Annotated in this window: 20 protein-coding genes; 5 read left to right on the forward strand and 15 right to left on the reverse strand. The window is 58.5% G+C overall.

Annotation, left to right across the window (positions count from 1 at the left end; genetic code table 11):
* Positions 1-88 precede the first annotated feature (88 nt).
* The 3 genes from minE to minC all read right to left on the reverse strand — a co-directional run bounded on the left by minE (position 89) and on the right by minC (position 2,094).
* On the reverse strand, positions 89-343 hold the full coding sequence (gene minE / locus FBY04_RS17035; protein WP_007944431.1) for a cell division topological specificity factor MinE: 255 nt from the start codon (positions 341-343) through the stop codon (positions 89-91).
* The gene (gene minD / locus FBY04_RS17040) at positions 343-1,155 is read right to left on the reverse strand and encodes a septum site-determining protein MinD (protein WP_084319934.1); all 813 of its coding nucleotides are present in this window, start codon (positions 1,153-1,155) and stop codon (positions 343-345) included. Before minD ends, minE begins: the two co-directional genes overlap by 1 nt.
* A 201-nt stretch (positions 1,156-1,356) precedes the next feature.
* The gene (gene minC / locus FBY04_RS17045) at positions 1,357-2,094 is read right to left on the reverse strand and encodes a septum site-determining protein MinC (RefSeq protein ID WP_084319971.1); all 738 of its coding nucleotides are present in this window, start codon (positions 2,092-2,094) and stop codon (positions 1,357-1,359) included.
* A gap of 118 nt (positions 2,095-2,212) precedes the next feature.
* Here minC and FBY04_RS17050 point away from each other — a divergent pair, with 118 nt between their 5' ends.
* The 3 genes from FBY04_RS17050 (at position 2,213) to FBY04_RS17060 (ending at position 7,396) form a co-directional block, all read left to right on the forward strand.
* A complete protein-coding gene (locus tag FBY04_RS17050) occupies positions 2,213-3,145 on the forward strand; it encodes a lipid A biosynthesis lauroyl acyltransferase (RefSeq protein ID WP_084319936.1) in 933 nt (310 codons plus the stop codon).
* Positions 3,146-3,315: 170 nt separating this feature from the next.
* Complete coding sequence (locus tag FBY04_RS17055) at positions 3,316-4,485, forward strand: patatin-like phospholipase family protein (protein ID WP_084319938.1); 1,170 nt, start codon at positions 3,316-3,318, stop codon at positions 4,483-4,485.
* A gap of 73 nt (positions 4,486-4,558) precedes the next feature.
* Positions 4,559-7,396: an RHS repeat-associated core domain-containing protein gene (locus FBY04_RS17060; RefSeq protein ID WP_145315855.1), complete on the forward strand. Its 2,838-nt coding sequence runs from the start codon at positions 4,559-4,561 to the stop codon at positions 7,394-7,396.
* A gap of 44 nt (positions 7,397-7,440) precedes the next feature.
* Here the strand turns inward: FBY04_RS17060 and FBY04_RS17065 are convergent, their stop codons facing one another.
* The 8 genes from FBY04_RS17065 to puuE all read right to left on the reverse strand — a co-directional run bounded on the left by FBY04_RS17065 (position 7,441) and on the right by puuE (position 15,561).
* Entirely contained in the window at positions 7,441-8,226 is a 786-nt protein-coding gene (locus FBY04_RS17065) for an outer membrane protein OmpK (protein ID WP_084319942.1), read from the reverse strand.
* 375 nt (positions 8,227-8,601) lie between these two features.
* The gene (locus FBY04_RS17070) at positions 8,602-9,387 is read right to left on the reverse strand and encodes an outer membrane protein OmpK (RefSeq protein WP_084319944.1); all 786 of its coding nucleotides are present in this window, start codon (positions 9,385-9,387) and stop codon (positions 8,602-8,604) included.
* A 161-nt stretch (positions 9,388-9,548) separates the two neighbouring features.
* Positions 9,549-10,907 (reverse strand): nucleobase:cation symporter-2 family protein, encoded by a 1,359-nt coding sequence (locus FBY04_RS17075; RefSeq protein ID WP_145315856.1) that lies wholly within the window; start codon positions 10,905-10,907, stop codon positions 9,549-9,551.
* A 164-nt stretch (positions 10,908-11,071) separates the two neighbouring features.
* A complete protein-coding gene (locus FBY04_RS17080; protein WP_084319948.1) occupies positions 11,072-12,364 on the reverse strand; it encodes a urate hydroxylase PuuD in 1,293 nt (430 codons plus the stop codon).
* A 50-nt stretch (positions 12,365-12,414) separates the two neighbouring features.
* Positions 12,415-12,918, reverse strand: coding sequence for an ureidoglycolate lyase (locus FBY04_RS17085; RefSeq protein WP_007898831.1), 504 nt, complete (start codon positions 12,916-12,918; stop codon positions 12,415-12,417).
* A 120-nt stretch (positions 12,919-13,038) separates the two neighbouring features.
* On the reverse strand, positions 13,039-14,034 hold the full coding sequence (gene alc / locus FBY04_RS17090; protein ID WP_145315857.1) for an allantoicase: 996 nt from the start codon (positions 14,032-14,034) through the stop codon (positions 13,039-13,041).
* An 88-nt stretch (positions 14,035-14,122) separates the two neighbouring features.
* Positions 14,123-14,638 (reverse strand): 2-oxo-4-hydroxy-4-carboxy-5-ureidoimidazoline decarboxylase, encoded by a 516-nt coding sequence (gene uraD / locus FBY04_RS17095; RefSeq protein WP_084319952.1) that lies wholly within the window; start codon positions 14,636-14,638, stop codon positions 14,123-14,125.
* Positions 14,635-15,561 carry an allantoinase PuuE gene (gene puuE / locus FBY04_RS17100; RefSeq protein ID WP_084319954.1) on the reverse strand — a complete coding sequence of 309 codons (927 nt, stop codon included), beginning with the start codon at positions 15,559-15,561 and terminating at the stop codon, positions 14,635-14,637. The genes uraD and puuE overlap by 4 nt, the downstream gene beginning before the upstream one ends.
* Positions 15,562-15,981: 420 nt before the next feature.
* Here puuE and uraH point away from each other — a divergent pair, with 420 nt between their 5' ends.
* Positions 15,982-16,335 carry a hydroxyisourate hydrolase gene (uraH, locus tag FBY04_RS17110; protein WP_084319956.1) on the forward strand — a complete coding sequence of 118 codons (354 nt, stop codon included), beginning with the start codon at positions 15,982-15,984 and terminating at the stop codon, positions 16,333-16,335.
* Between the two features lie 181 nt (positions 16,336-16,516).
* On the opposite strand, the gene FBY04_RS17115 is transcribed toward uraH, so the two are convergent.
* From FBY04_RS17115 to FBY04_RS17125, 3 genes are all read right to left on the reverse strand, one after another.
* Positions 16,517-17,143 carry a LysE family translocator gene (locus tag FBY04_RS17115; RefSeq protein ID WP_084319957.1) on the reverse strand — a complete coding sequence of 209 codons (627 nt, stop codon included), beginning with the start codon at positions 17,141-17,143 and terminating at the stop codon, positions 16,517-16,519.
* A 65-nt stretch (positions 17,144-17,208) separates the two neighbouring features.
* Positions 17,209-18,558, reverse strand: coding sequence for an NCS2 family permease (locus tag FBY04_RS17120; RefSeq protein ID WP_145315859.1), 1,350 nt, complete (start codon positions 18,556-18,558; stop codon positions 17,209-17,211).
* Between the two features lie 334 nt (positions 18,559-18,892).
* Positions 18,893-19,339: a MarR family winged helix-turn-helix transcriptional regulator gene (locus tag FBY04_RS17125; protein WP_084319958.1), complete on the reverse strand. Its 447-nt coding sequence runs from the start codon at positions 19,337-19,339 to the stop codon at positions 18,893-18,895.
* 82 nt (positions 19,340-19,421) lie between these two features.
* Between FBY04_RS17125 and FBY04_RS17130 the strand changes: the two genes are divergently transcribed.
* Positions 19,422-20,588, forward strand: coding sequence for a PLP-dependent aminotransferase family protein (locus FBY04_RS17130; protein WP_084319960.1), 1,167 nt, complete (start codon positions 19,422-19,424; stop codon positions 20,586-20,588).
* Between the two features lie 192 nt (positions 20,589-20,780).
* Here the strand turns inward: FBY04_RS17130 and FBY04_RS17135 are convergent, their stop codons facing one another.
* The gene (locus tag FBY04_RS17135; RefSeq protein WP_090473934.1) at positions 20,781-21,152 is read right to left on the reverse strand and encodes a glutathione S-transferase N-terminal domain-containing protein; all 372 of its coding nucleotides are present in this window, start codon (positions 21,150-21,152) and stop codon (positions 20,781-20,783) included.
* Positions 21,153-21,244: the final 92 nt, after the last annotated feature.

The following is a 21,244-nucleotide window of genomic DNA, read 5'->3' on the forward strand; positions in this document are numbered from 1 at the left end:
CACCGCGTTGTCTGCATCGCCAGCAAGCCGGCTCCTACACACGAGGGCACCCAAATAATCGAGCCGCCGTGGCTCCTGCCGGATCGACTCAGCGATCTGGCAGGGTGATATTGAGTTCCAGAATCGAGCAGCTACCCTGGTTTTCCAGGGCGACGTGCACGTCATCGGACCCGATATTGACGTACTTGCGGATCACCTCGACCAGTTCCTTCTGCAAGGCGGGCAAGTAATCCGGTGTACTGCGTTGGCCGCGTTCATGCGCCACGATGATCTGTAGACGCTCTTTCGCTACCGACGCGGTACTTGGCTTCTTGTTGGCGCGAAAGAAGTCAAAAATGTTCATTACCGACCTCCAAACAAACTCGCAAAGAATCCTTTCTTCTGCACATCGAGGAATCGATGCTCTACGGTTTTACCCAGCAGACGATCGACTGCATCGCTGTACGCCTGACCGGCGTCGCTCTGGTCGTCAAGAATTACGGGTACACCGGAGTTGGAAGCCTTGAGTACCGCTTGGGATTCCGGAATGACGCCCAGCAGGGTCACGGCCAGAATCTCTTTCACGTCTTCGACGCCGAGCATTTCGCCGTCGCTGACGCGTTGCGGGTTGTAGCGGGTCAGCAGCAAGTGTTCCTTGATCGGGTCTTCGCCATTCTCGGCGCGACGCGATTTGCTGGCCAGCAGGCCCAGCATGCGGTCCGAGTCACGTACTGAAGAGACTTCCGGGTTGGTCACGACGATCGCTTCATCGGCGAAGTACATGGCCAGGTGAGCACCTTTCTCGATGCCTGCCGGGGAGTCGCAAACCACGAATTCGAAGTCTTCCTTCAACGCCATCAGGACTTTTTCCACGCCTTCGACGGTCAGCGCGTCTTTGTCGCGAGTCTGACTGGCGGCCAGTACGTAGAGGTTTTCCAGGCGTTTGTCTTTGATCAGGGCCTGTTGCAGGTTGGCTTCGCCGTTGACCACGTTGACGAAGTCATACACGACACGACGCTCGCAACCCATGATCAGGTCGAGGTTACGCAAACCGACGTCGAAATCGACGATAACTGTTTTGTGGCCGCGCAGTGCGAGGCCGGTACCGATAGCAGCACTGGTGGTGGTCTTACCCACACCACCCTTGCCGGATGTAACCACTAGAATCTTGGCCAAGGTGTTTCACCCCTAAGGAAAAAGGACATTTAGCCCCTGAAAAACATCTCTGGAAAAACGACTGCAGTCGGACAGCCTTGGCTGGAATCCGGCCCTGAACGGCGTTTACCTCCGGTAAACACTGCTTTTGGCCTTTTTCCTACTTCGTTTGAGCCGTTTTCGCTACGTTTTAGAGATGCTTGGAAAATGCGGCAGTATCCGTTAAAGCCGAATGATGTTCAACACATCGCCCGACAGGCTGACCTGCACGCCCGCACCCCATAAAGGGTCGCGCCGCAGATCTTCCGAAACCTTGTAGTGGCCGGCGATGGAGACCAGTTCAGCGCTCATTTGCTGACAGAAAATCCTGGCTTTCGTGTCGCCTTTGACCCCGGCCAATACACGACCGCGCATCGGGCCGTATACATGGATGTTCCCGTCGGCGAGAAGTTCCGCCCCCGGGCTGACCGAGGAGATCACGACGAGGTCGCAACCCTGGGCATAAATCTGCTGGCCGCCGCGTACCGGCGAGGTAATGATTTTCGTCGGTTTGATCGTCGGTTCCGCCGGTTTTTCCGGTTTTTTCGCAACAACCCCTTCAAGCGGGTCCAGCGGCCGCTCACGGGCGCCGGACGGTGGCAGCACCGGCAGGTCGACCGCGATGGCGGCGGCGATGTCTTCGATGCGGCTGGCGCGGATTGCCAACGTACGCAGGCCGTGCTGGCGACAAACGCGCATCAAGCCTGGCAGATCGACCGCGCCTTCGCTGGCCGGAAGCTTGTCCAACGCCAATACCAGCGGCGCGTTACTGAAGAAGCCAGGGGCCTGGGCGACTTTGGCGGCCAGTTGCCGATCGAGGCTCTCGAGGTCGTTGCGGGCCAGCTCCAGCACCGTAATGGCGAGCATGCTGCCCTTCAACTGGAACACGGGATCTTGGTCTAGCGGGTCGGTTTGGCTCATGGTCGGCATACAACGGCTTGTCACTAAAAGTGCCGAGACTTATAACGAGAACGCTCGCCAGCCGCAAGCCGGGTCGAACGATGTAGAATGCGCGGCCATCGTCTTTCCGGAAGCTTTAATGGATCGCCCGCGTTTTCGAAAAACATTTCTTATGCCGCGTTTCTGGCCGCTGTGGTGTGGGCTGGGGCTGTTGTGGCTGATTGTTCAATTGCCGTATCCGGCGTTGCTGTCTATCGGTCGCGCCCTTGGTGCATTGATGTATCGTGCGGCGGGCGACCGACGGCGTATCGCCAAGCGCAATCTGGAACTGTGCTTCCCGGAAAAATCCGCTGCCGAACGCAAACGCCTGCTCAAGGAAAACTTTGCCTCAACCGGCATCGCCTTCTTTGAAATGGCCATGAGCTGGTGGTGGTCCCGGGAGCGCCTGGCGAAACTGGCCCACGTCGAAGGGCTGGAGCATCTCAAGAAAGCCCAGAGCGACGGCAAGGGCGTGATTCTGATGGCCGTGCATTTCACCACGCTGGAAATCGGCGCGGCGTTGCTCGGTCAGCAGCACACCATCGACGGCATGTACCGCGAGCACAAGAACCCGCTGTTCGATTACATCCAGCGCTGTGGCCGCGAGCGACATAACCTCGATTCGCTGGCCGTGGAGCGCGAGGACGTGCGCGGCATGCTCAAGCTTCTGCGGGCCGGCCGGGCGATCTGGTACGCACCGGATCAGGACTACGGCGCCAAGCAAAGCATTTTCGTGCCGCTGTTCGGGATTCAGGCGGCGACCGTCACCGCCACCAGCAAATTTGCGCGGCTGGGCAAGGCGCTGGTGGTGCCGTTCACCCAGGAGCGCCTGGCGGACGGTAGCGGTTATCGATTGGTGATTCATGCGCCGCTCGAAGGTTTCCCCGGCGAGACCGAGGAGGCCGATTGCCTGCGGATCAACCAATGGATCGAAGGCGTGCTGCGCGACTGTCCTGAGCAATACCTCTGGGCCCATCGCCGCTTCAAGAGCCGTCCGCCGGGCGAACCCAAGCTGTACGCCAAACGCGGGTGAACCACGATCCTCTGTAGGCGCGAGCTTGCTCGCGAGAAACTTGAATCCACCGCGGGGTATCAGGCTGCCAATGTCATCGTTGACGACCTTCGCAATCAAGCTCGCTCCTACAGTCTCGTGCAGACAGGGTTGGAGCAATGAAATCCCATCAAGCACCATGGAGCGTTGCGATGAGTCCTGCTGAACCGGTTACAGGGTTGATTCTTTCCGGCGGTGGGGCCCGGGCGGCCTATCAGGTGGGCGTGCTGGCTGCCATTGCCGAACTGCTGCCGGTGGGGGCAAACAATCCGTTTCCGGTGATCGTCGGTACCTCGGCCGGGGCGATCAACGCTGTCAGCCTGGCCAGCGGGGCGATGGACTTTCGCAATGCCATCGAACGTCTGACCGCTTTCTGGCAGGGGTTTCGCAGCCATCTGGTGTTGCGCAGTGATTGGCCGGGCGTGATCCATCAGGCTAGCCGGTTTGTCACCCACAGTTTGCTCGGCATTGGTGCTCAGGTACCGGTCGCCTTGCTCAACAGCTCGCCGCTGCGAGGGTTGCTCAACGACAAACTGCACATGACCGGCATTGCCGACGCCATCGCGCAAAAGCAGTTGCAGGCCGTGGCGGTCACCGCATTCGGTTACGAGTCGGGGCAGGCGGTCACCTTCTACCAAGGCGGCACCACGATTGAGTCCTGGTTGCGCCATCGACGAATCGGTGTTCCCACGCAGTTGACCGTCGAGCACTTGCTCGCCAGTTCCGCCATCCCACTGCTGTTCGCCCCGATAAAAATCGGCGAGGAGTACTTCGGTGACGGCGCGGTACGCCAATCGGCACCGATCAGCCCGGCCCTGCACCTGGGCGCCAGTCGCGTGCTGGTGGTGGGCGTCAGCGGCAACCCGCGTGGCGTCGACCCGGAGCGACCATTGCAACGCGCCTACACCGGTCAGCAGCCGACGCTCGCGCAAATTGGCGGGCACATGCTCAACAGTACGTTCATTGACAGCCTGGAAAGCGACATCGAGTTGCTGCAGCGCTTGAATCAGTTCAGCCATCTGATGCCCGCCGGCACGCCGACCCGCATGCTCGGCGTAGCGCCGGTGGAGGTGCTGGTGATTTCGCCGAGCCAGCCGATCGATGAAATTGCTGCGCGTCACCGTCAGGAATTGCCGGCGGCGTTGCGTCTGTTCCTGCGCGGGCCGGGGGCGACCAAGACGAGCGGGGCAGGGGTGTTGAGTTACCTGCTGTTCGAGGCGGGGTATTGCAGCGAGTTGATTGATCTGGGGCGGCGGGATGCATTGGCCAAACGCGAGGAGTTGTGTCGGTTTCTTGGGCTTTCGGTGCCTGAAACGGCTTGACCTGTCAGTTGTGACAGTAGACGTTCAAGTATTTATTCGATCAGATTGAAACCCTCAGGCAGAGGGTTGGAAGATGGCGGCTGCGCGATGGATTGACGCTCATACGCCGACGCTGTCGGTGGTGGATTCGCGCGGGCTGGCTGTGCGAAATGTCGCTTATTGTCGTCATCCGCTGAACCCTTCCCTTGAGATCCGCATTACCCGCAATCGCTTCGATCCTGCCGGTCGGCTTTTTGCTTCCTGGGACCCACGTTTGTGGGGAACGAAGCCTAATCTTGAAAACACCTTTGATTTGCAAGGCCGGGCTCTGTTGGTGAAGAGCGTGGACGCCGGTTGGCAGCTGAGTTTGCTGGATCAGGCGGAGACGACCTGTTCGTTCTGGGACGGGCGCGGTAGTCAGCGTCACACCGAATTTGATGAGCTTCAGCGTCCGATAACCGTTACGGAGCAGATGGCGGGGGAACCGGCGCGGGTTTCCGATCGATTTACGTATGGTGCTGGCGGTGACGAGCTCGCCATCCATAACCAATGCGGACAACTGATCCGCCATGACCATCCGGTCGGCAGCCGGCGCCTCTGCGAATACGGTGTGGGTGGTTTGCTGCTGTCGGAGCGATTGCGTTTCCTGCGCGATCTGGAACCGCCGGATTGGTCGTCTGCATTCGCCGAGGCCGGGCTGGAAGACGAGATGTTCGAGACGACGCAGCAGTACGGTCCTTTGGGAGCAATGCATCGTCAGACTGACGCGATGGATAACGTCAGATCGTTCGCTTACGACCGGGCCGGTCAGTTGCTTGACGTCCGACTGAAGCTGTCAGGATCCTTGGAAGAGCCGCGTTTGCTGGTCAGTGACATCCGCTACGACGCCTTGGGCAGGGGCGTCAGCGAACGGGCGGGAAACGGCGCGTCCACCCGCGCGCGATACGCCGAAGAAAACGGGCGTTTACTGCAACTGCAGTCTTGCGATGCCGATGGCCAGACGCTTCAGGATTTCAATTATGCATACGATCCGGTGGGCAACATCACCAGCATCGAAGACCAGGCTCAACTGACCCGTTACTTCAACAATCAGCGAATCGATCCGGTCTGTTGCTATGCCTACGACAGCCTTTACCAGTTGATCGAAGCCACCGGCAGCGAAGTCAGTCAGCCGAGCTACGGCCCAGCGTTGCCGTCGTGGCAAACCACGCCGCTGGATCCCGGCCGGTTGCGCAATTACATCCAGACGTTCAACTACGACGCAGCAGGCAATCTGCAAACCCGCCATCACAGCGGCACAGAAACCTTCGAGATGTTTACTTCGCCAGACAGCAATCGCAGCGTCGCGGATAAAGAATGTCTTGCAGACGGATTCGACGCCAATGGCAATCAACTGGAGTTGTTGCGCGGCCAAAAGATGAGCTGGGACATCCGCAATCAGCTGAGCCGGGTCACGCTGGTCAGGCGTGAAGACGGCCCTGACGATACCGAGTGTTATTGCTACGACAGTCCGGGGCATCGTTTGCGAAAGGTCCGACTGACCCAGGCGGCGAGTCGTACGTTGCGGGCCGAAGTTCGCTACTTGCCGGGGGTGGAAATCCACCGTGATGCGGCGACGGGCGAAGAGCGGCATGTCATCAGTGTCGAGGCCGGGCGCAGTCAGGTGCGCGCCTTGCACTGGGTCACGAAATGGCCTCGTGACGTTCGTAACGATCAACTGCGTTTTTGCCTGAGCAATCATCTGAATTCCAGCACGCTGGAGTTGGATGAACGGGGAGCCGTACTGAGTCGGGAGGTTTATTACGCGTTTGGCGGAACGGCGTTGTGGGCGGGTGCCAGCGAGACTGAAGGCAAGTACAAGACGATTCGTTATTCGGGTAAAGAGCGGGATGCGACGGGGCTTTATTATTATGGGTATCGGTGTTATGCGCCGTGGTTGCAGCGTTGGGTGAGCCCGGATCCGGCCGGATTTGTTGATGGTCTTAATGTATTCATGATGACCTTCAATAATCCGATTAATTGGGTGGATTCGTTAGGCAAGAATGCAGTACCCACCATTGCTCATTTCTATTGGGATGGCGGAAATATTCCGTCCTTGTTTCTACGTAACATACTAATGTTCAAAAATCTGAACTCGGAATATCAGGTGCACGTGTGGACGCATAAGGACTCGTACATTTTTGATACGTTAGATGATATGAAAGAGGGTATGGATCCAGTTGATCGTGAATTGGCTTATCGCGAAGGGCACGCCCTGAATATAGCTTCGCCCCAGGAGTTGTTTAGAGAGTTGGCGGAAGTTTATGCGGGCGCCGCCCATATCGAAGGGATTTACTCGCGTGAGAGTAATGGTCCCTACAAAAATTTGGCAGCAGCCAGTGACGTTGTGGAGTTGGCGGCAACCTACGTAAAAGGTGGCGTTTACATGGATGTTGACATTGCTGTTGCGGGACCGATTGGGAGACTGAATGCTATAAATGGCTTTTTAGCCCATATTGAGGGGCCTATGACTTCAAATGCCGTTATTGCGGCCATCCCGGAATCGTCAATTGGAGAACAGCTATTGGATAGGGTTCTCTATGAATACTCTGACGAGTCCGCGGCTCGTTTTGGAAGGGAGAATTTCGGATGGAGTCAGAAACGAAGCGCAGCAGAAGAAGGAATGTTCAATCGCCTCAAGTTAACCCTGTTTATGTCAGGGCCCGCAATGATTGCCGAATTTGTTCAGGGGCGGATAAACGGACCCGCGATTGATACTAGCCAATACGCGGTTTCCAGTGGCATGTTTTTTGGCAATGCTGCTCGGCCTGAAGGTCAGCAGTTGGAGGAACGTGATATGTCCAGTATGCTTTTTGGCGGGTATCGCCGAAATATTGACGAAGGGGGCGCTTGGGTAAAGGTGACTCCGGGTCGTAGAGCGTCAGTCGCATAAGTAAACCAACCTGCCTATTTGCGCAGGTTGGTTTTTGGTAAATGTCAGAAGTGCAACTTCACCAAAAAGCTCGTCGTGCTCTGATCAGTCTTGAAGTACTGGCTATCCTTAATCCCATACTTATCCGACCAGTAGTCATACTCCACACCCACATACAACTGCTTCTCACCAAAATTCAACGCCTTACCCAGGTCATATTTAACCTGCGGGTTGAAGTGCAGGTTGGCGTGGTAATCGCCTTTGGAGTTCGAGTCGTTGTCGACTACCCAGTCCATGAACCCGTCGATCAGGATGTTCGAATCGCCAACAGGAATGGTGTAGGACCACACCGGAGTGATCTGCCAGACGTTGTCACCGGCACGTGGGCCTTCGGTGTGACGCTGGTAGAAGTTCAGCTGGAAGTAATCGAAACCGGGGATCGCCAGGTCGAAGCCCGGACCGATCAGGTAGGACTCGGTATCGCCTTCACCGAACTCGTACGTCATGGCCAGCAGCACGTCTTTGACCGGGCCGAATTCGACCTTCTGATCAAGGACCTTGCCCAGGGAAATACGTGGGCTGAATTCCCCGTAATAGGTGTTCGGGCCGACGTTGAAATCCTTTTCGCCGTTGTAGAAGATCTTGTCGACGAAGAAGAAGTTATCCCCGTATTTCCATCCATCGGCGTGTTCGAACGTCACGGTCTGCTGAATGCGCGGGTTGACCTGGAAGTCTTTGCCATACAGGTAGGTCAGGCTGTTGTTCTGCCATTGCAGCAAGTCGCCGGCCATGGCCTGGCCCCCGGCCAGCAAGGACCCCGCCAGCATCAGGCTAGTGCACGTACGTTTCATTCGGTTGCTCCCAAAAAGTAGGTGTTTCACGTTGTTTTTTTAAGATCGGCACTCTGGTGTGGCGCCTTTTTCTGTAGCGGTAAAAAATCATCCAATCGGCGAGCTTCAGTGCTGTCGGCAAGCGCTGCGCCAAGGCTTTCGAAAAGCAAAAAAACTCCCGTTCGGCGGCTCAAGAGCCGTCGATTGAGAGGGGGGTTGGAATGCCTTGTTACCGTCCAGGGCCGGGATAAGTTGGCTTTCTGGTCAGGAATTAAATCCGGGCTTTTTTTTAAAGCGGATTCGGGCGGCCGCGGAGAATACTGACTCCAAGGCCCGTTCTCAAGCGCCCCGCAACAGCGCACCGACGACAGGTTTTGAGCACAGTTGCGGGCCATCTTAAAAGTGCACCTTCACCAGCAGGCTGGCGGTGTTTTGGTGGGTATCGAGGCTGGCGCTGTTTTCGACGCCGTACTTGTTCTTCCAGTAGCTGTATTCGGTGCCGACGTAGAACTGTTTCTGACTCCAGCCCAAGGCTTTGCCGAGGTCATATTTGATCTGCGGATTGATGTGCAGGTTGGCGTGGTAAGTGCCGCGAGCGTTCTGATCGTTGTCCACCACCCAGTCCAGATAACCGTCGATCAACAGGTCCGAGTTGCCCAGCGGAATGCTGTAGGACCAGGCGGGCGTGATCTGCCAGACACCATCGCCGGGGCGCGGGCCTTCGGTCTGGCGACGATAGAAGTTCAAGGTGAAGTAGTTGAAGCCCGGCACTGCGAGGTCGAAACCGGGGCCGATCAGGTAGGCCTCGCTGTCGCCCTCGCCATATTCGTAGGTCATGGCCAGCAGCACGTCCTTGATCGGGCCGTATTCGAAGCGGCGGTCAAGGATCTTGCCGAAGGAGAGGCGTGGGCTGAACTCGCCGTAGAAGGCGCGCGGGCCTTTGTTGCGATCTTCTTCACCGTTGTAGAAGATCTTGTCGACGAACAGGAAGTTGTCGCCGTATTTCCACTTGTCGGCGTGCTCGAACGTCACCGTCTGCTGGATCGACGGGTTGATCGCGAAATTCTTGCCGTACAAATAGCTCAGGCTGTTGGTCTGCCACAGCAATAAATCGCCGGCCATGGCTTGGCTGGCAGCCAGCAGGCCACTGCCTAACAGCAGGTTTGTCTGAGTCCGAATCATCTGTTGCTCCCTCTTGTTTTTATTTTTGCGAGGCGCAGGCGGTCCCGGCCCTTGTAGGAGCCGGCTTGCTGGCGATGAGGTCAGAACATCCAGCATTGATGTCGTCTGACACGCCGCCTTCGCCAGCAAGCCGGCTCCTACAGGGTTCGTGTGTTGCTGACTTAGTGCGAGTGGGCGTGGCAGTCGTTGATCGCGGCGCGTTCCTTGCCGCCGAGAATGTTGAACAGCAGGTTCAACGCCAGGGCACTCAACGTTGCCATGGCGATACCGCTGTGGGTGATCGGGCTCATCCACAATGGCAGGTGCGCAAAAAACTCCGGACGCACCACGGGAATCAATCCCATGCCAATGCTCACCGCGACCAGCAACTGGTTTCGACGATCACCGATATCGGCTTCTTGAAGAATCTTGATCCCGGTCGCGGCCACCATGCCGAACATCGCAATCGCCGCGCCGCCCAGTACCGCCGGCGGAATCGACGCCACCAGGAACGCCGCTTTCGGCAGCAGGCTCAGCCCCACCAGCAAACCACCGGCAACGATGGTCACCGAGCGGCAGCGCACACCGGTCATCTGCACCAGGCCGATGTTCTGCGCGAACGAGGAGTGGGTGAAGGTGTTGAAGAAACCGGCGAAAAACGACGCGCCGGCATCACACAACAAGCCGCGACGCAGCATCCGCGGGCAGACTTCCTGGCCGGTGATTTTGCCCAGGGCGAGGAACATCCCGGTGGACTCGACGAAGATGATCACCACCACCAGGCACATCGAAAGGATCGGTGCGAGTTCAAACTTCGGCATGCCGAAATGCAGCGGTGTGACGATCTGCACCCATGGCGCCTGAGCCATGCCGCTGAGGTCGACCATGCCGATCACACCGCAGATCGCATAACCGAGGCACATGCCGATCAATACTGAAATGTTGACCCAGAAACCGCGCATGAAGCGATGGACCAACAGAATGGTGGCCAGCACCAGCGCGGCGATGGCCAGGTAAATCGGTGAACCGAACTGAGCGGCCCCCGCACCGCCGCCCGCCCAGTTGACGGCCACGGGGAACAGCGACAAACCGATCGAGGTGATCACGGTGCCGGTCACCAGCGGCGGGAAGAAGCGAACGACTTTGGACATGAACGGCGCGATGAGCATGCCGAAGAATCCGGCGGCGATGGTCGCGCCGAAGATCCCCTGCAGACCGATGCCGGGCATGCCGGCCATGGCGACCATGCTGCCGACGGCGGCGAAACTGGCGCCCATCATCACCGGCATGCGGATGCCCATCGGGCCGATGCCCAGCGACTGGACGATGGTGGCGATGCCGGCCACCAGCAGGTCGGCATTGATCAGGAAGGCGATTTCTTCACGACTCAGGCCTGCGGCCTGTCCGATGATCAGCGGCACCGCGATGGCTCCGCCGTACATCAGCAAAACATGTTGCAGACCGACCAGGATCAGTTGCAAAAGGGGCAAACGCTGAATGGCGGGTGCGTCGGGGATGCGCGCTTCGGATAGCTCGGACATGCAACACCTCGGATCTTTTTTATTCTTGTGATTTTGTGCATCAGGGGAGGCCGCGTTGCGGCCAATCGCCAGCAAGCCGGCTCCTACAGGTTTTGGGTCGGTCGCATCATTTGTGAACGACACTGATCCGTAGGAGCCGGCTTGCTGGCGATGCTTTTCAACGATTAGTTGGTCGGAGCTCCCTGAACAATCCACGCGCCGATCAGGTCACGTTCCTGCTGAGTCATCTGGGTGATGTTGCCCAGTGGCATGATCTGGCTGGTGACGGCTTGAGCCTGGATGCGCGCCGCGTTCTGGCGGATCTGCTCGGGCGTGTCGAACATCACCCCGGCCGGTGCCGCGCTGAACAGCGGGCTGGTGGGTTTGGCCGAATGACAAACCGAGCAGCGTTCCTGGATCACGCTGTGCACTTTGTCGAAACTCGGCCCGGCGTTTGACGCCTGTGCCGGTGCTTCAGCAGGTTTCGCGGCGGCAGGTTTGGCACCGCCACCCAGGGCAGTTTCCGGCAGCGGCTGGTACTCGATGGTGCCAGGGGCCTTGGCCACTTCAGGTGCGCTCGGCATTTGTGCCGGGCCGGTCACGTAAGCCAGGCAGATCATGCCAACAGCCGCGACAGGCAAGGTCCAGGCGAACTTGTGGCTGTCATGACGGGTGTTGAAATAGTGCCGCACCAACACCGCCAGCACCGCGATCCCGGCCAGGATGAGCCAGTTGTACTGGCTGCCGTAGGTGCTCGGGAAGTGGTTGCTGATCATGATGAACAGCACCGGCAAGGTGAAGTAGTTGTTGTGACGTGAACGCAGCAAGCCTTTGGCCGGCAGCGCCGGATCCGGCGTGCGGTTCTCGGCGATCGCCGCCACCAGTGCACGCTGCGCCGGCATGATGATGCGGAACACGTTGCCGACCATGATGGTGCCGATGATCGCGCCGACGTGCAGGTACGCACCACGACCGCTGAACACTTTGCTGAAGCCGTAGGCGGCGCCAATGATCAGCACGAACAGGATGAAGCCGAGCAGGGCAGGGCGTTTGCCCAGCGCCGAGTCGCAGAGGAAGGAGTAGACGAACCAGCCGACGAACAACGAAGCGATGCCCAGGGCAACACCTTCAGGGCCGGTCAGGCTGCTGCCTGGTGCCAGGAGGTATAGCGTCGGGTTGGAGTAGAACACCACGCACAGCAGCGCGATCCCCGACAGCCAGGTGAAGTAGGCTTCCCATTTGAACCAGTGCAGGTTGTCCGGCATGGTCGGTGGGGCCAGTTTGTATTTTTCCAGGTGGTAGATGCCGCCGCCGTGGATCGCCCACAAATCACCGGCCAGACCGCTTTTCGGGTTGACCCGATTGAGGTTGTTCTCCAGCCAGACGAAGTAGAACGACGCACCGATCCAGGCCACGCCAGTAATCATGTGAACCCAGCGCACGCTCAGGTTCAGCCATTCCAACAGATGTGCTTCCACAGTCTTTACCTCTCGCCCGTCACTCTGTTGTCGAGTGATCGGACCTTCTCTTATTGGTGGGGGGCAAGGATCAAACGCTCATCCTCTTTGAAAAAATGCTCATCGCAGTTATTGCCTGTGCCACTGCGATCAACCACCAGGAAGTCATCCCGCTTTTCGATCGTCAGCACCGGGTGGTGCCAGACGCCGCGATGGTAATTAATGCCCTGCCTGCCGTTGGTGACGAAGGCGCGGACCAAGCCTGATACAGGTTCATCGCCAAGTGGCGCGACCACGATCAGAAAGGGGTTGCCGAGCAGCGGAATGAAAGCCTGGCTGCCCAGCGGGTGACGCTCCAGCATGCAGACGGTCAGCGGCATGTCCTGCGCGTCGGCGCGGAAGATGCTGATGATCGCCTTGTCCTCTGGCGTGGCGGTTTCCACCGTCGCCAGTTTGTGAAAGCGCATGGTCGAACCGTTGTTGATCATGAAGTGATCGCTGCCGTCGGTTTCGATCACGTCACCGAATGGGGCGAAGGCTTCTTTGGTCAGCGGTTCAATCGTCAGTGTGCGCATGCTGGTCTTCTTATCCAAAATTTGTGTTGTTTGATCTGACGCCTTCGCGAGCAAGCCCGCTCCCACAGGGGAATGCATTTCAAATGTGGGAGCGGGCTTGCTCGCGAATGGCCTCAGCGCTTATTTAGCGACCTTGCCAAGGACGCGCAAGCGGCTCACACCACCATCCGGGAACACGTTCAGGCGGATGTGGGTGATCGGGCCCAGTGCCTTGATCTGCTCGGCGAAGGTGTGTTCGGCGTGCATTTCCAGTTTCTGCGCCGGCAGCAGTTCACGCCAGAACAGCGATTGGGTTTCGATCTGGCTGTCGGTGCCGCCCTTCACGAACGCGCCCTGAATCGAGCAGGTGTCCGGGTAGTTGCCCTTGAAGTGCAGCGTGTCGACGATGACTTTCTCGATTTCGCCGGCATGACCCAGCGCAACGATGACCCAGTCATTGCCCGGTGTACGACGACGTGCGGTTTCCCAGCCGTCGCCCATGTTGATGCCACGTCCCGGGTTGAGGATGTTGCTCATGCGGCCGAAGTGTTCGTCGGAGCAGGCGAGGGCGCGGCCACCGTTCAGGGCTGCCGCCAGGTCGACTTGCTCGTTGTCGCCGACAGCGGACCAGTCGCGGAACGGAATGCCGTACACACGCAGACGGGCCACGCCACCATCCGGGTAGATGTTGAAGCGCAGGTGGCTGAAGGCCTGGTCGTTATTGATTTCGTGATAGTGGTGGCTGTTGCCTTGCAGCTCGACGGCCGACAGCACTTCAGTCCACTGGGTGTTGTCGTCCGGCTCGCCCGAAGCGATGAAGCAGGCTTCCAGCGAAGCCGACGGCGGGAAGTTGCCGGTGAAGAATGAAGTGTCGATGTCCACGCCTTTGATCGAGCCCGGTACGCCCAGGCGGATCACCGCGCTGTCGTAGCCTTCGAAGCGCTTGCGGCGCGACTCCCAGCCGTCCATCCACTTGCCGTTGTCATCGAACACGCCCTCCTTCCACACGGCCGGGGTCGGTTGGAACAGACGGTTGGCGTCTGCGAACCAGTCATCGGTGACCGAGATGATTTTGGTGCCCAGGCGGGCGTCGGCCAGGTTGACGAACTTCTCGAAAGGTACAGCGTAAGCTTTCATTCTTCTTGTCTGCCTTTAATAAGTTGGCTTGGGATGCTTGCAGTGCCCTGGGTGCTATTCGCGTTTAAGAACACTCGGGCAAGGCTCGCTATAGGGTCAGTAAACGGAACAGGGCGATCTTGTTGATCTCCGCCAGCGCGCATTTGAATTCGGTGTCTGCCGGGTTGTGAATGCGCGTTTCGAACGCCGCGAGGATCTGATGCCGGTTGCTGCCTTTTACCGCCATGATGAAGGGAAACTTGAACTTGGTTTTGTAGGCGTCGTTCAGCTCGGTGAAGCGAGAAAACTCTTCGGCCGTGCATTGGTGAATACCGGCGCCAGCCTGTTCATGGGTGCTGGCTTCGGTCAGTTGGCCCTGGACGGCGGCTTTGCCGGCCAGGTCCGGGTGAGCGTTGATCAGGGCCAGTTGGCTTTCGTGATCAGCACTCAACAGGATGTCGCTCATGCGCTGGTGCAGGGTTTCGATCTCGTCGATCGACGCGTCCAGGCCCAGGTCGAAGGCCTTTTCGGCCACCCATGGCGAATGTTCGTAGATGTCGGCGAAGGCGGCGACAAACGCGTCGCGGCTCAGGGTCGAGGGCTTCAGTGTCTGGAAGTGGCTCATTTTGCAGCCCCTTGGTACGGGTGGGTTTCGTGCCAGTGGCGAGCGATGTCGACACGGCGGCTGAACCACACCTGTTCATGACTTTTAGCGTATTCGATAAAGCGCTTGAGCGAGGCCAGGCGCGCCGGACGGCCGATCAGGCGGCAGTGCAGGCCGATCGAAAGCATCTTCGGAGCTTCGGCGCCTTCGGCGTACAGCACGTCGAACGCATCTTTGAGGTATTCGAAGAAATCGTCCCCCTTGTTGAACCCCTGGACCTGGGTGAAGCGCATGTCGTTGGTGTCCAGTGTGTACGGGATCACCAGGTGCGGCTTGCCGGTCGGATTGTTCGGTTCCCAATAGGGCAGGTCGTCGTCGTAGGTGTCGCTGTCGTAGAGGAAACCGCCTTCTTCCATCACCAGGCGACGGGTGTTCGGACCGGTGCGGCCGGTGTACCAGCCCAGCGGGCGTTCGCCGGTGATTTCGGTGAGCACGCGGATCGCTTCGAGCATGTGCTCGCGTTCCTGGGCTTCGTCCATGTACTGGTAGTCGATCCAGCGGTAGCCGTGGCTGCAGATTTCGTGGCCAGCATCGACCATCGCGCGGATCACGTCCGGGTGACGCTGGGCGGCCATGGCCACGGCGAAGATGGTCAGCGGAATGTCGGATTCCTTGAACAGTTTCAGAACCCGCCAGACGCCGGCGCGGCTGCCATACTCGTAAAGGGATTCCATGCTCATGTTGCGCTCGCCTTGCAGCGGCTGCGCCGAGACCATTTCAGAGAGGAAGGCTTCGGATTCTTTATCGCCGTGCAGGATGTTGCGTTCGCCGCCTTCTTCGTAATTGAGCACGAAGGACAGGGCGATGCGAGCGTTGCCCGGCCAGTGTGGGTGAGGAGGGTTACTGCCGTAACCGATCAGGTCGCGTGGGTAGTCAGCGCTCACTGCAGTCTTCCTTCTTGTTCGTTGACAGTTTGTGTGGCGTGCCTGCAAGTGGGAAGTCAGGCTGGCGTCACAGTGATGGACTGATTGTATACAACTTTATATCCACTTTGTAAGCCTGAATTTTCGCATTTTTCATCAGCTGTCATCTTCACATGGTATTGCAAGAAACCTGCCTGATTGGTCAGCTAATGGATGGAAGGTCCAGAGATCGTATGGTTTACCGACGGATTCGTTGGCAAATCACGAATGGCGGCGGTGGTGCTAAAAATGTCGTTTTTATTGTGTACAATTTTTTTGAGAAGTGTCTTAATCAGTCGCTCGCCGCAGCTTTTCGTGCTCCGAATCGGTGCGGTCTCCTTTTCAACTGACTTCAGGAGGCGCGAGGTCTGACTGCTCCACGCAGGCAGGCGCGCAGAATCAATGGGACGTTTGACTACACACGTTTTGGACGCTGCACACGGTTGCCCGGGCAGTTCGATCAAGGTCGAGCTGTACCGCGTTGAAGGTTCGCAACTGGAATTGGTCGCCAGTGCCATCACCAACAACGACGGCCGTGTCGATGCACCGCTGCTGCAGGGCGATGACTACCGTACCGGGGTCTATCAGGTCCAGTTCCATGCGGGTGATTACTACCGCGCCCGGGGCGTTCAACTGCCGGAGCCTGCGTTCCTGGATGTGGTGGTGCTGCGTTTCGGCATCTCTGCGGAACAGGATCACTATCACGTGCCGCTGCTGATTTCGCCCTACAGCTATTCCACGTACCGCGGCAGCTGATCCCCCAAGCAGCTGCCTCCTCCGAGAAGCGACTGCGCATATAGCTTCTTTGGTCTTTCGCCCGCTCACACTGCGGGCTTTTTTTTGCCCGTCGAAAGTCAAAAGATCGCAGCCTTCGGCAGCTCCTACAGGGGAACGCATTCCAAATGTAGGAGCTGCCGAAGGCTGCGATCTTTTGCTCTTAGCGGCTCAACAGAGATGCAGCGCCTGCACCACTGAACAACCCGGCACTCACCCGGTTGAACCAACTCTGCCCCTTGCCACTACGCAAATACCGCGCCGCCCCATGCGCACCCAGCCCGTAAGCCAATTTGCACAGCAGATCCAGCACGGTCCACGTCGCGATCATCACCAGCAACTGCGGCAGGAACGGTTGCCCCGCACTCAAGAACTGCGGCAGGAACGCGGCAAAGAACAGGATGTCTTTCGGATTGCTCGCACCCAGTACAAAGGCGCGTCCGAACAGGGCACGAAAGCGGGGGGCCGGGGCTGCCTGAGGCACTTCGGCGCCGACCGAGGGCAGCCGCGATTGCTGCCAGCTCTGCCAGGCGAGGTAGAACAGGTACAACGCACCGACGATTTTCAGCACGCTGAACAGTTGTTCCGACGCCAGCAACAACGCACCCAGACCCAGGGCCGATGCGCTGAGCAAGCAGATCGAAGCAAACACGCCTCCCAGAAACGCCGGGTACGAACGACGCAAACCGTAATTCAGACTGTTGCTGATCATCAGCAAAGACAAGGGCCCCGGGATCAGGATCACCACCAGCGCAGCGCCGCTGAACAGCAGCCAGGTTTCCAGACTCATCACTTTCCTCCATTTGCACAAAAGCCTCACCCGACGGGGTGAGGCTGTTTTGAACTGTGTACCGCTTACAAGAAAATGAACTTCGCGATGAAGATCGCGCAAAGCACCCACAGACTGACGGAAATTTCCTTGTACTTGCCGGTGCCGGCCTTCAGCGCCACGTAGGTGATGAAGCCCAGCGCGATACCATCGGCGACCGAGAAGGTCAGCGGCATCATGATCGCGGTGACGATCGCCGGAATGCTGTCGGTCGCTTCGTCCCATTCGATGTGCGCCATGCCGCCCATCATCAGCATTGCTACATATATCAGCGCGCCGGCGGTGGCATAGGCAGGGATCATGCCAGCGAGCGGTGCGAAAAACATGGCTGCAATAAATAGCACACCTACGGTCACTGCGGTAAGACCAGTCCGACCACCCGCGGCGACGCCCGCGGCACTTTCCACATAGCTTGTTACCGGAGGAACACCCACCACGGCTCCGAATACGCTGGAGGCGCTATCGGCTTTCATGGCACGAGAAAGGTTTTCGATCCGCCCGTCCGCGTTCACCAGATTGGCGCGCTGGGCAACGCCCATCAGGGTGCCGGCGGTGTCGAACATGTGCACGAAGAGGAAGGCCAGCACCACGCTGATCATGCTGATGTTGAACACGCCGGCGACGTTCATGGCCATCCAGGTCGGTGCCAGGCTCGGCGGTGCCGACATGATCCCTTCGTAATGCACCAGGCCCAGGCCCCAGCCAGCCAGCGTCACAGTGATAATGCTGATGAGGATCGCACCGAAAACCTTGTGATAGCTGAGTACGGCGATCATCAGGAAGCAGATGGCGGCCAGCAGTGGGCCAGGTTCGCGCAACGAACCCAGCTTGATCAGGGTGGCCGGGCTATCGACGACGATACCAGCGGTTTTCAAGCCGATCAGCCCGAGAAACAGACCGACCCCCGCGCCCATCGCAAAGCGCAGGCTCACCGGAATGCTGTTGAGCAGCCATTCGCGGATCTTGGAAAAGGTCAGAATCATGAACAACACGCCGGAAACAAACACCGCGCCAAGGGCGGTTTCCCAGTTGTAGCCCATGGTGCCGACCACGGTGTAGGTAAAGAAAGCGTTCAGGCCCATGCCCGGCGCGAGGCCGACTGGCCAGTTGGCGTACAGACCCATCAACAGGCAGCCCAGCGCGGCGGCGATGCAAGTGGCGACGAACGCGGCCCCGTGATCGATCCCGGCGTCAGCCATGATGTTAGGGTTGACGAAGATGATGTAAGCCATGGTGATAAAGGTTGTCAGACCGGCAATCAGCTCGGTCTTCACCGTGGTGCCATGCAAGCTGAGTTTGAAGATGCGCTCCAGCCAGCCATTGCGTAACGGCGGCGAGAGTTCCAGCGTCGGGGCTTCGGATTTGCGGCTTTCCACAGCGAGTACTCCTCAAGAGTTTTATTGTTATTTCCAGGGCCGGACCCATGAGGGTGGCAGCGGCCCTTTGAGGCATTCGCGAATTTGTTGACCTATTGGTCAGGAACTCGCACGCAGTGGATTATGCTTTTGTATACAAATAATGCAAATAATGTTTTTGGTTTTGTAGACGAAAAGTTTGGCAATAGAGATATATCGCCTGTGAAGACGCCTTCGCGAGCAAGCCCGCTCCCACGGGTGACCGAGTTCTCTCAGGAGAATACGGTCACCCGTGGGAGCGGGCTTGCTCGCGAAGGGGCCGGATCGGCTAATAAAGATTTGGCAGACGGAACACTCAGTCCACGAGCGCCTGGGATTGCCCCAACGCTTTATTTACCGCCAACCACCCATCCACCGCCGTCTCCCCAGCCTCGGCAAACACCCGCTCCAGCAATTTCACCTGCTCACGCCGTAACGACTGTTCGAACCGTGCACCCTCCGCGGTCAGTTCCAGCAGCCGTTTACGCTTGTCAGTCTCCGACGCAACGCTGTCCACCAGATGCATTTCCACCAACTGGCGCAGCGGAATGTTCAACGCCTGCTTGCTCACACCCAGCAACGCCAGCAATTCCTTGACGCTCAGGTGTGGGTAACGGGCGATGAAAAACACAATGCGTTGATGCACCCGGCTCAAGCCGCGTCGCTCGAGCATTTCGTCGGCCTTGGCGGTGAATGCCTGGTAGCCGAAGAAAAACGCTTCCATGGCCTGCTGTTGGGAGGCGGGATTTTTAAGGTCAAGCATGTTGACGTATCCGTTCGGGTTGTCGTAATTTCGGTCAACCAGTTTGACTCATTTTCCTCAGGCCTCGCTACAGGTGACCCCTATGGCTTTTTCCGAACGTGTCTCGCGCCTTAAAAGTTCTCTGATCCGTGAAATCCTTGCAGCGGCCCAACGACCGGAAGTGATGTCGTTCGCCGGCGGCCTGCCCGCCGAAGCCATGTTGCCGAAAGTCGAATGGGCCGACATGCCGCTGTCCATGGGCCAATACGGTATGAGCGAAGGCGAGCCGGCGCTGCGTGAAGCGTTGGCGGCGCAGGCGCGAGCATTGGGCGTGCCATGTGAGGCGAGCCAAGTGTTGGTGGTCAGCGGTTCCCAGCAAACTCTCGATCTGGCAGCGAAGCTCTACATCGACAAAGGCACCGAAATCCTGCTTGAAGCACCGACTTACCTGGCCGCATTGCAGATCTTTCAACTGTTCGGTGCCGACTGCATTACCGTCCCGCTGGAGGCCGATGGTCCGAACCTGACGCAACTGCGGGCACGTCTGGAAAAACACCGCCCGGCGTTCATCTACCTGATCCCGACCTTCCAGAACCCGTCGGCCGTGCGCTACAGCGAAGCCAAGCGCGACGCTGTGGCAGCCTTGCTGGATGAGTTCGGCGTCACGCTGATTGAAGACGAGCCGTACCGCGAGCTGACTTTCGACGGTGGCAGTGCGACGCCGATTGTCAGTCGCTTAAAAAAAGCCAGCTGGATTTACACCGGCACCGTGTCGAAAACTCTGTTGCCGGGGTTGCGCGTCGGTTACCTGATTGCGAGTCCGGACCTGTTCCCGCACTTGCTGAAGCTCAAGCAATCCGCCGACCTGCACACCAATCGCGTCGGCCAGTGGCAGGCGTTGCAATGGATCGGCACAGAGAAATTCCAGCATCACCTGAGTGAACTGCGGGACTTCTACCGGGTTCGGCGGGACGCATTTCAGTCGGCGCTGGAAACCCATTTCTCTGATCTGGCCGACTGGAACATACCGCAGGGCGGGCTGTTTTTCTGGCTGACATTGAAGCAACCGCTGGATACGCGGGCATTGCTCAAGGCGGCGCTGGCGGCGGATGTGGCGTTCATGCCGGGTGAGCCGTTTTTCCCTGAACCGGATAGCCATCCGGGGCATTTGCGACTGAACTTCAGCCATATCGATCCGGCGCGGCTGGATGAAGGGTTGAAGCGATTGGCGGCGGTGGTGCGTCAGGCGCAGGCGGCGAAAGCGGCTTGAGGGGAGGGTAGAAACAAATAAACCGGCTCGAGGGCCGGTTTATTTGGTCTGGGTTTTGTGGTGTTCGAGCGGGCTTCATCGCCAGCAAGCCGGCTCCTACAAGGGGTGTGGCGCTCACGAATCCAGTGTGCGCCGCCTATTTGTAGGAGCGGGCTTGCTGGCGATGGCGTCCTTCAGGACACCGCCAAAACCTCAGGCTGCCGCAAACCGCTTATCCAGATAATCAATAATCACCTTGGACTCATACATCCAGGTGGTCTGCCCGTTTTCTTCAATGCGCAGGCACGGCACCTTGATCTTGCCACCATGTTCCAGCAGCGTCTGGCGATCCTGCTCGTTGTTCTTCGCATCTCGCAGCGCCACCGGCACGTTCAACCGGCGCAAGGTGCGGCGGGTTTTCACGCAAAACGGGCAGGCGTGGAACTGATACAGGGTCAGGCCCTTGGCGGCCGTTTCGACCTGAGCCTGAGCGGCGGCGGGGCGCTGCTTCTTGCCGGGGCGGGTGATGAAGTCGATGAAGATGATCAGTTGGCCAAGGCCGACACGAAGCGCTTTAACGAACACGGTATAAGCCTCACGGGGCGAAAGAAGGCGCGCAGCTTACCTGATTTTTCACAGACGAAAAAAAACCGGCGATGAATGCCGGTTTTCTTCGT

The organism is Pseudomonas sp. SJZ080, assembly GCF_007828295.1.
Lineage (GTDB): Bacteria > Pseudomonadota > Gammaproteobacteria > Pseudomonadales > Pseudomonadaceae > Aquipseudomonas > Aquipseudomonas migulae_A.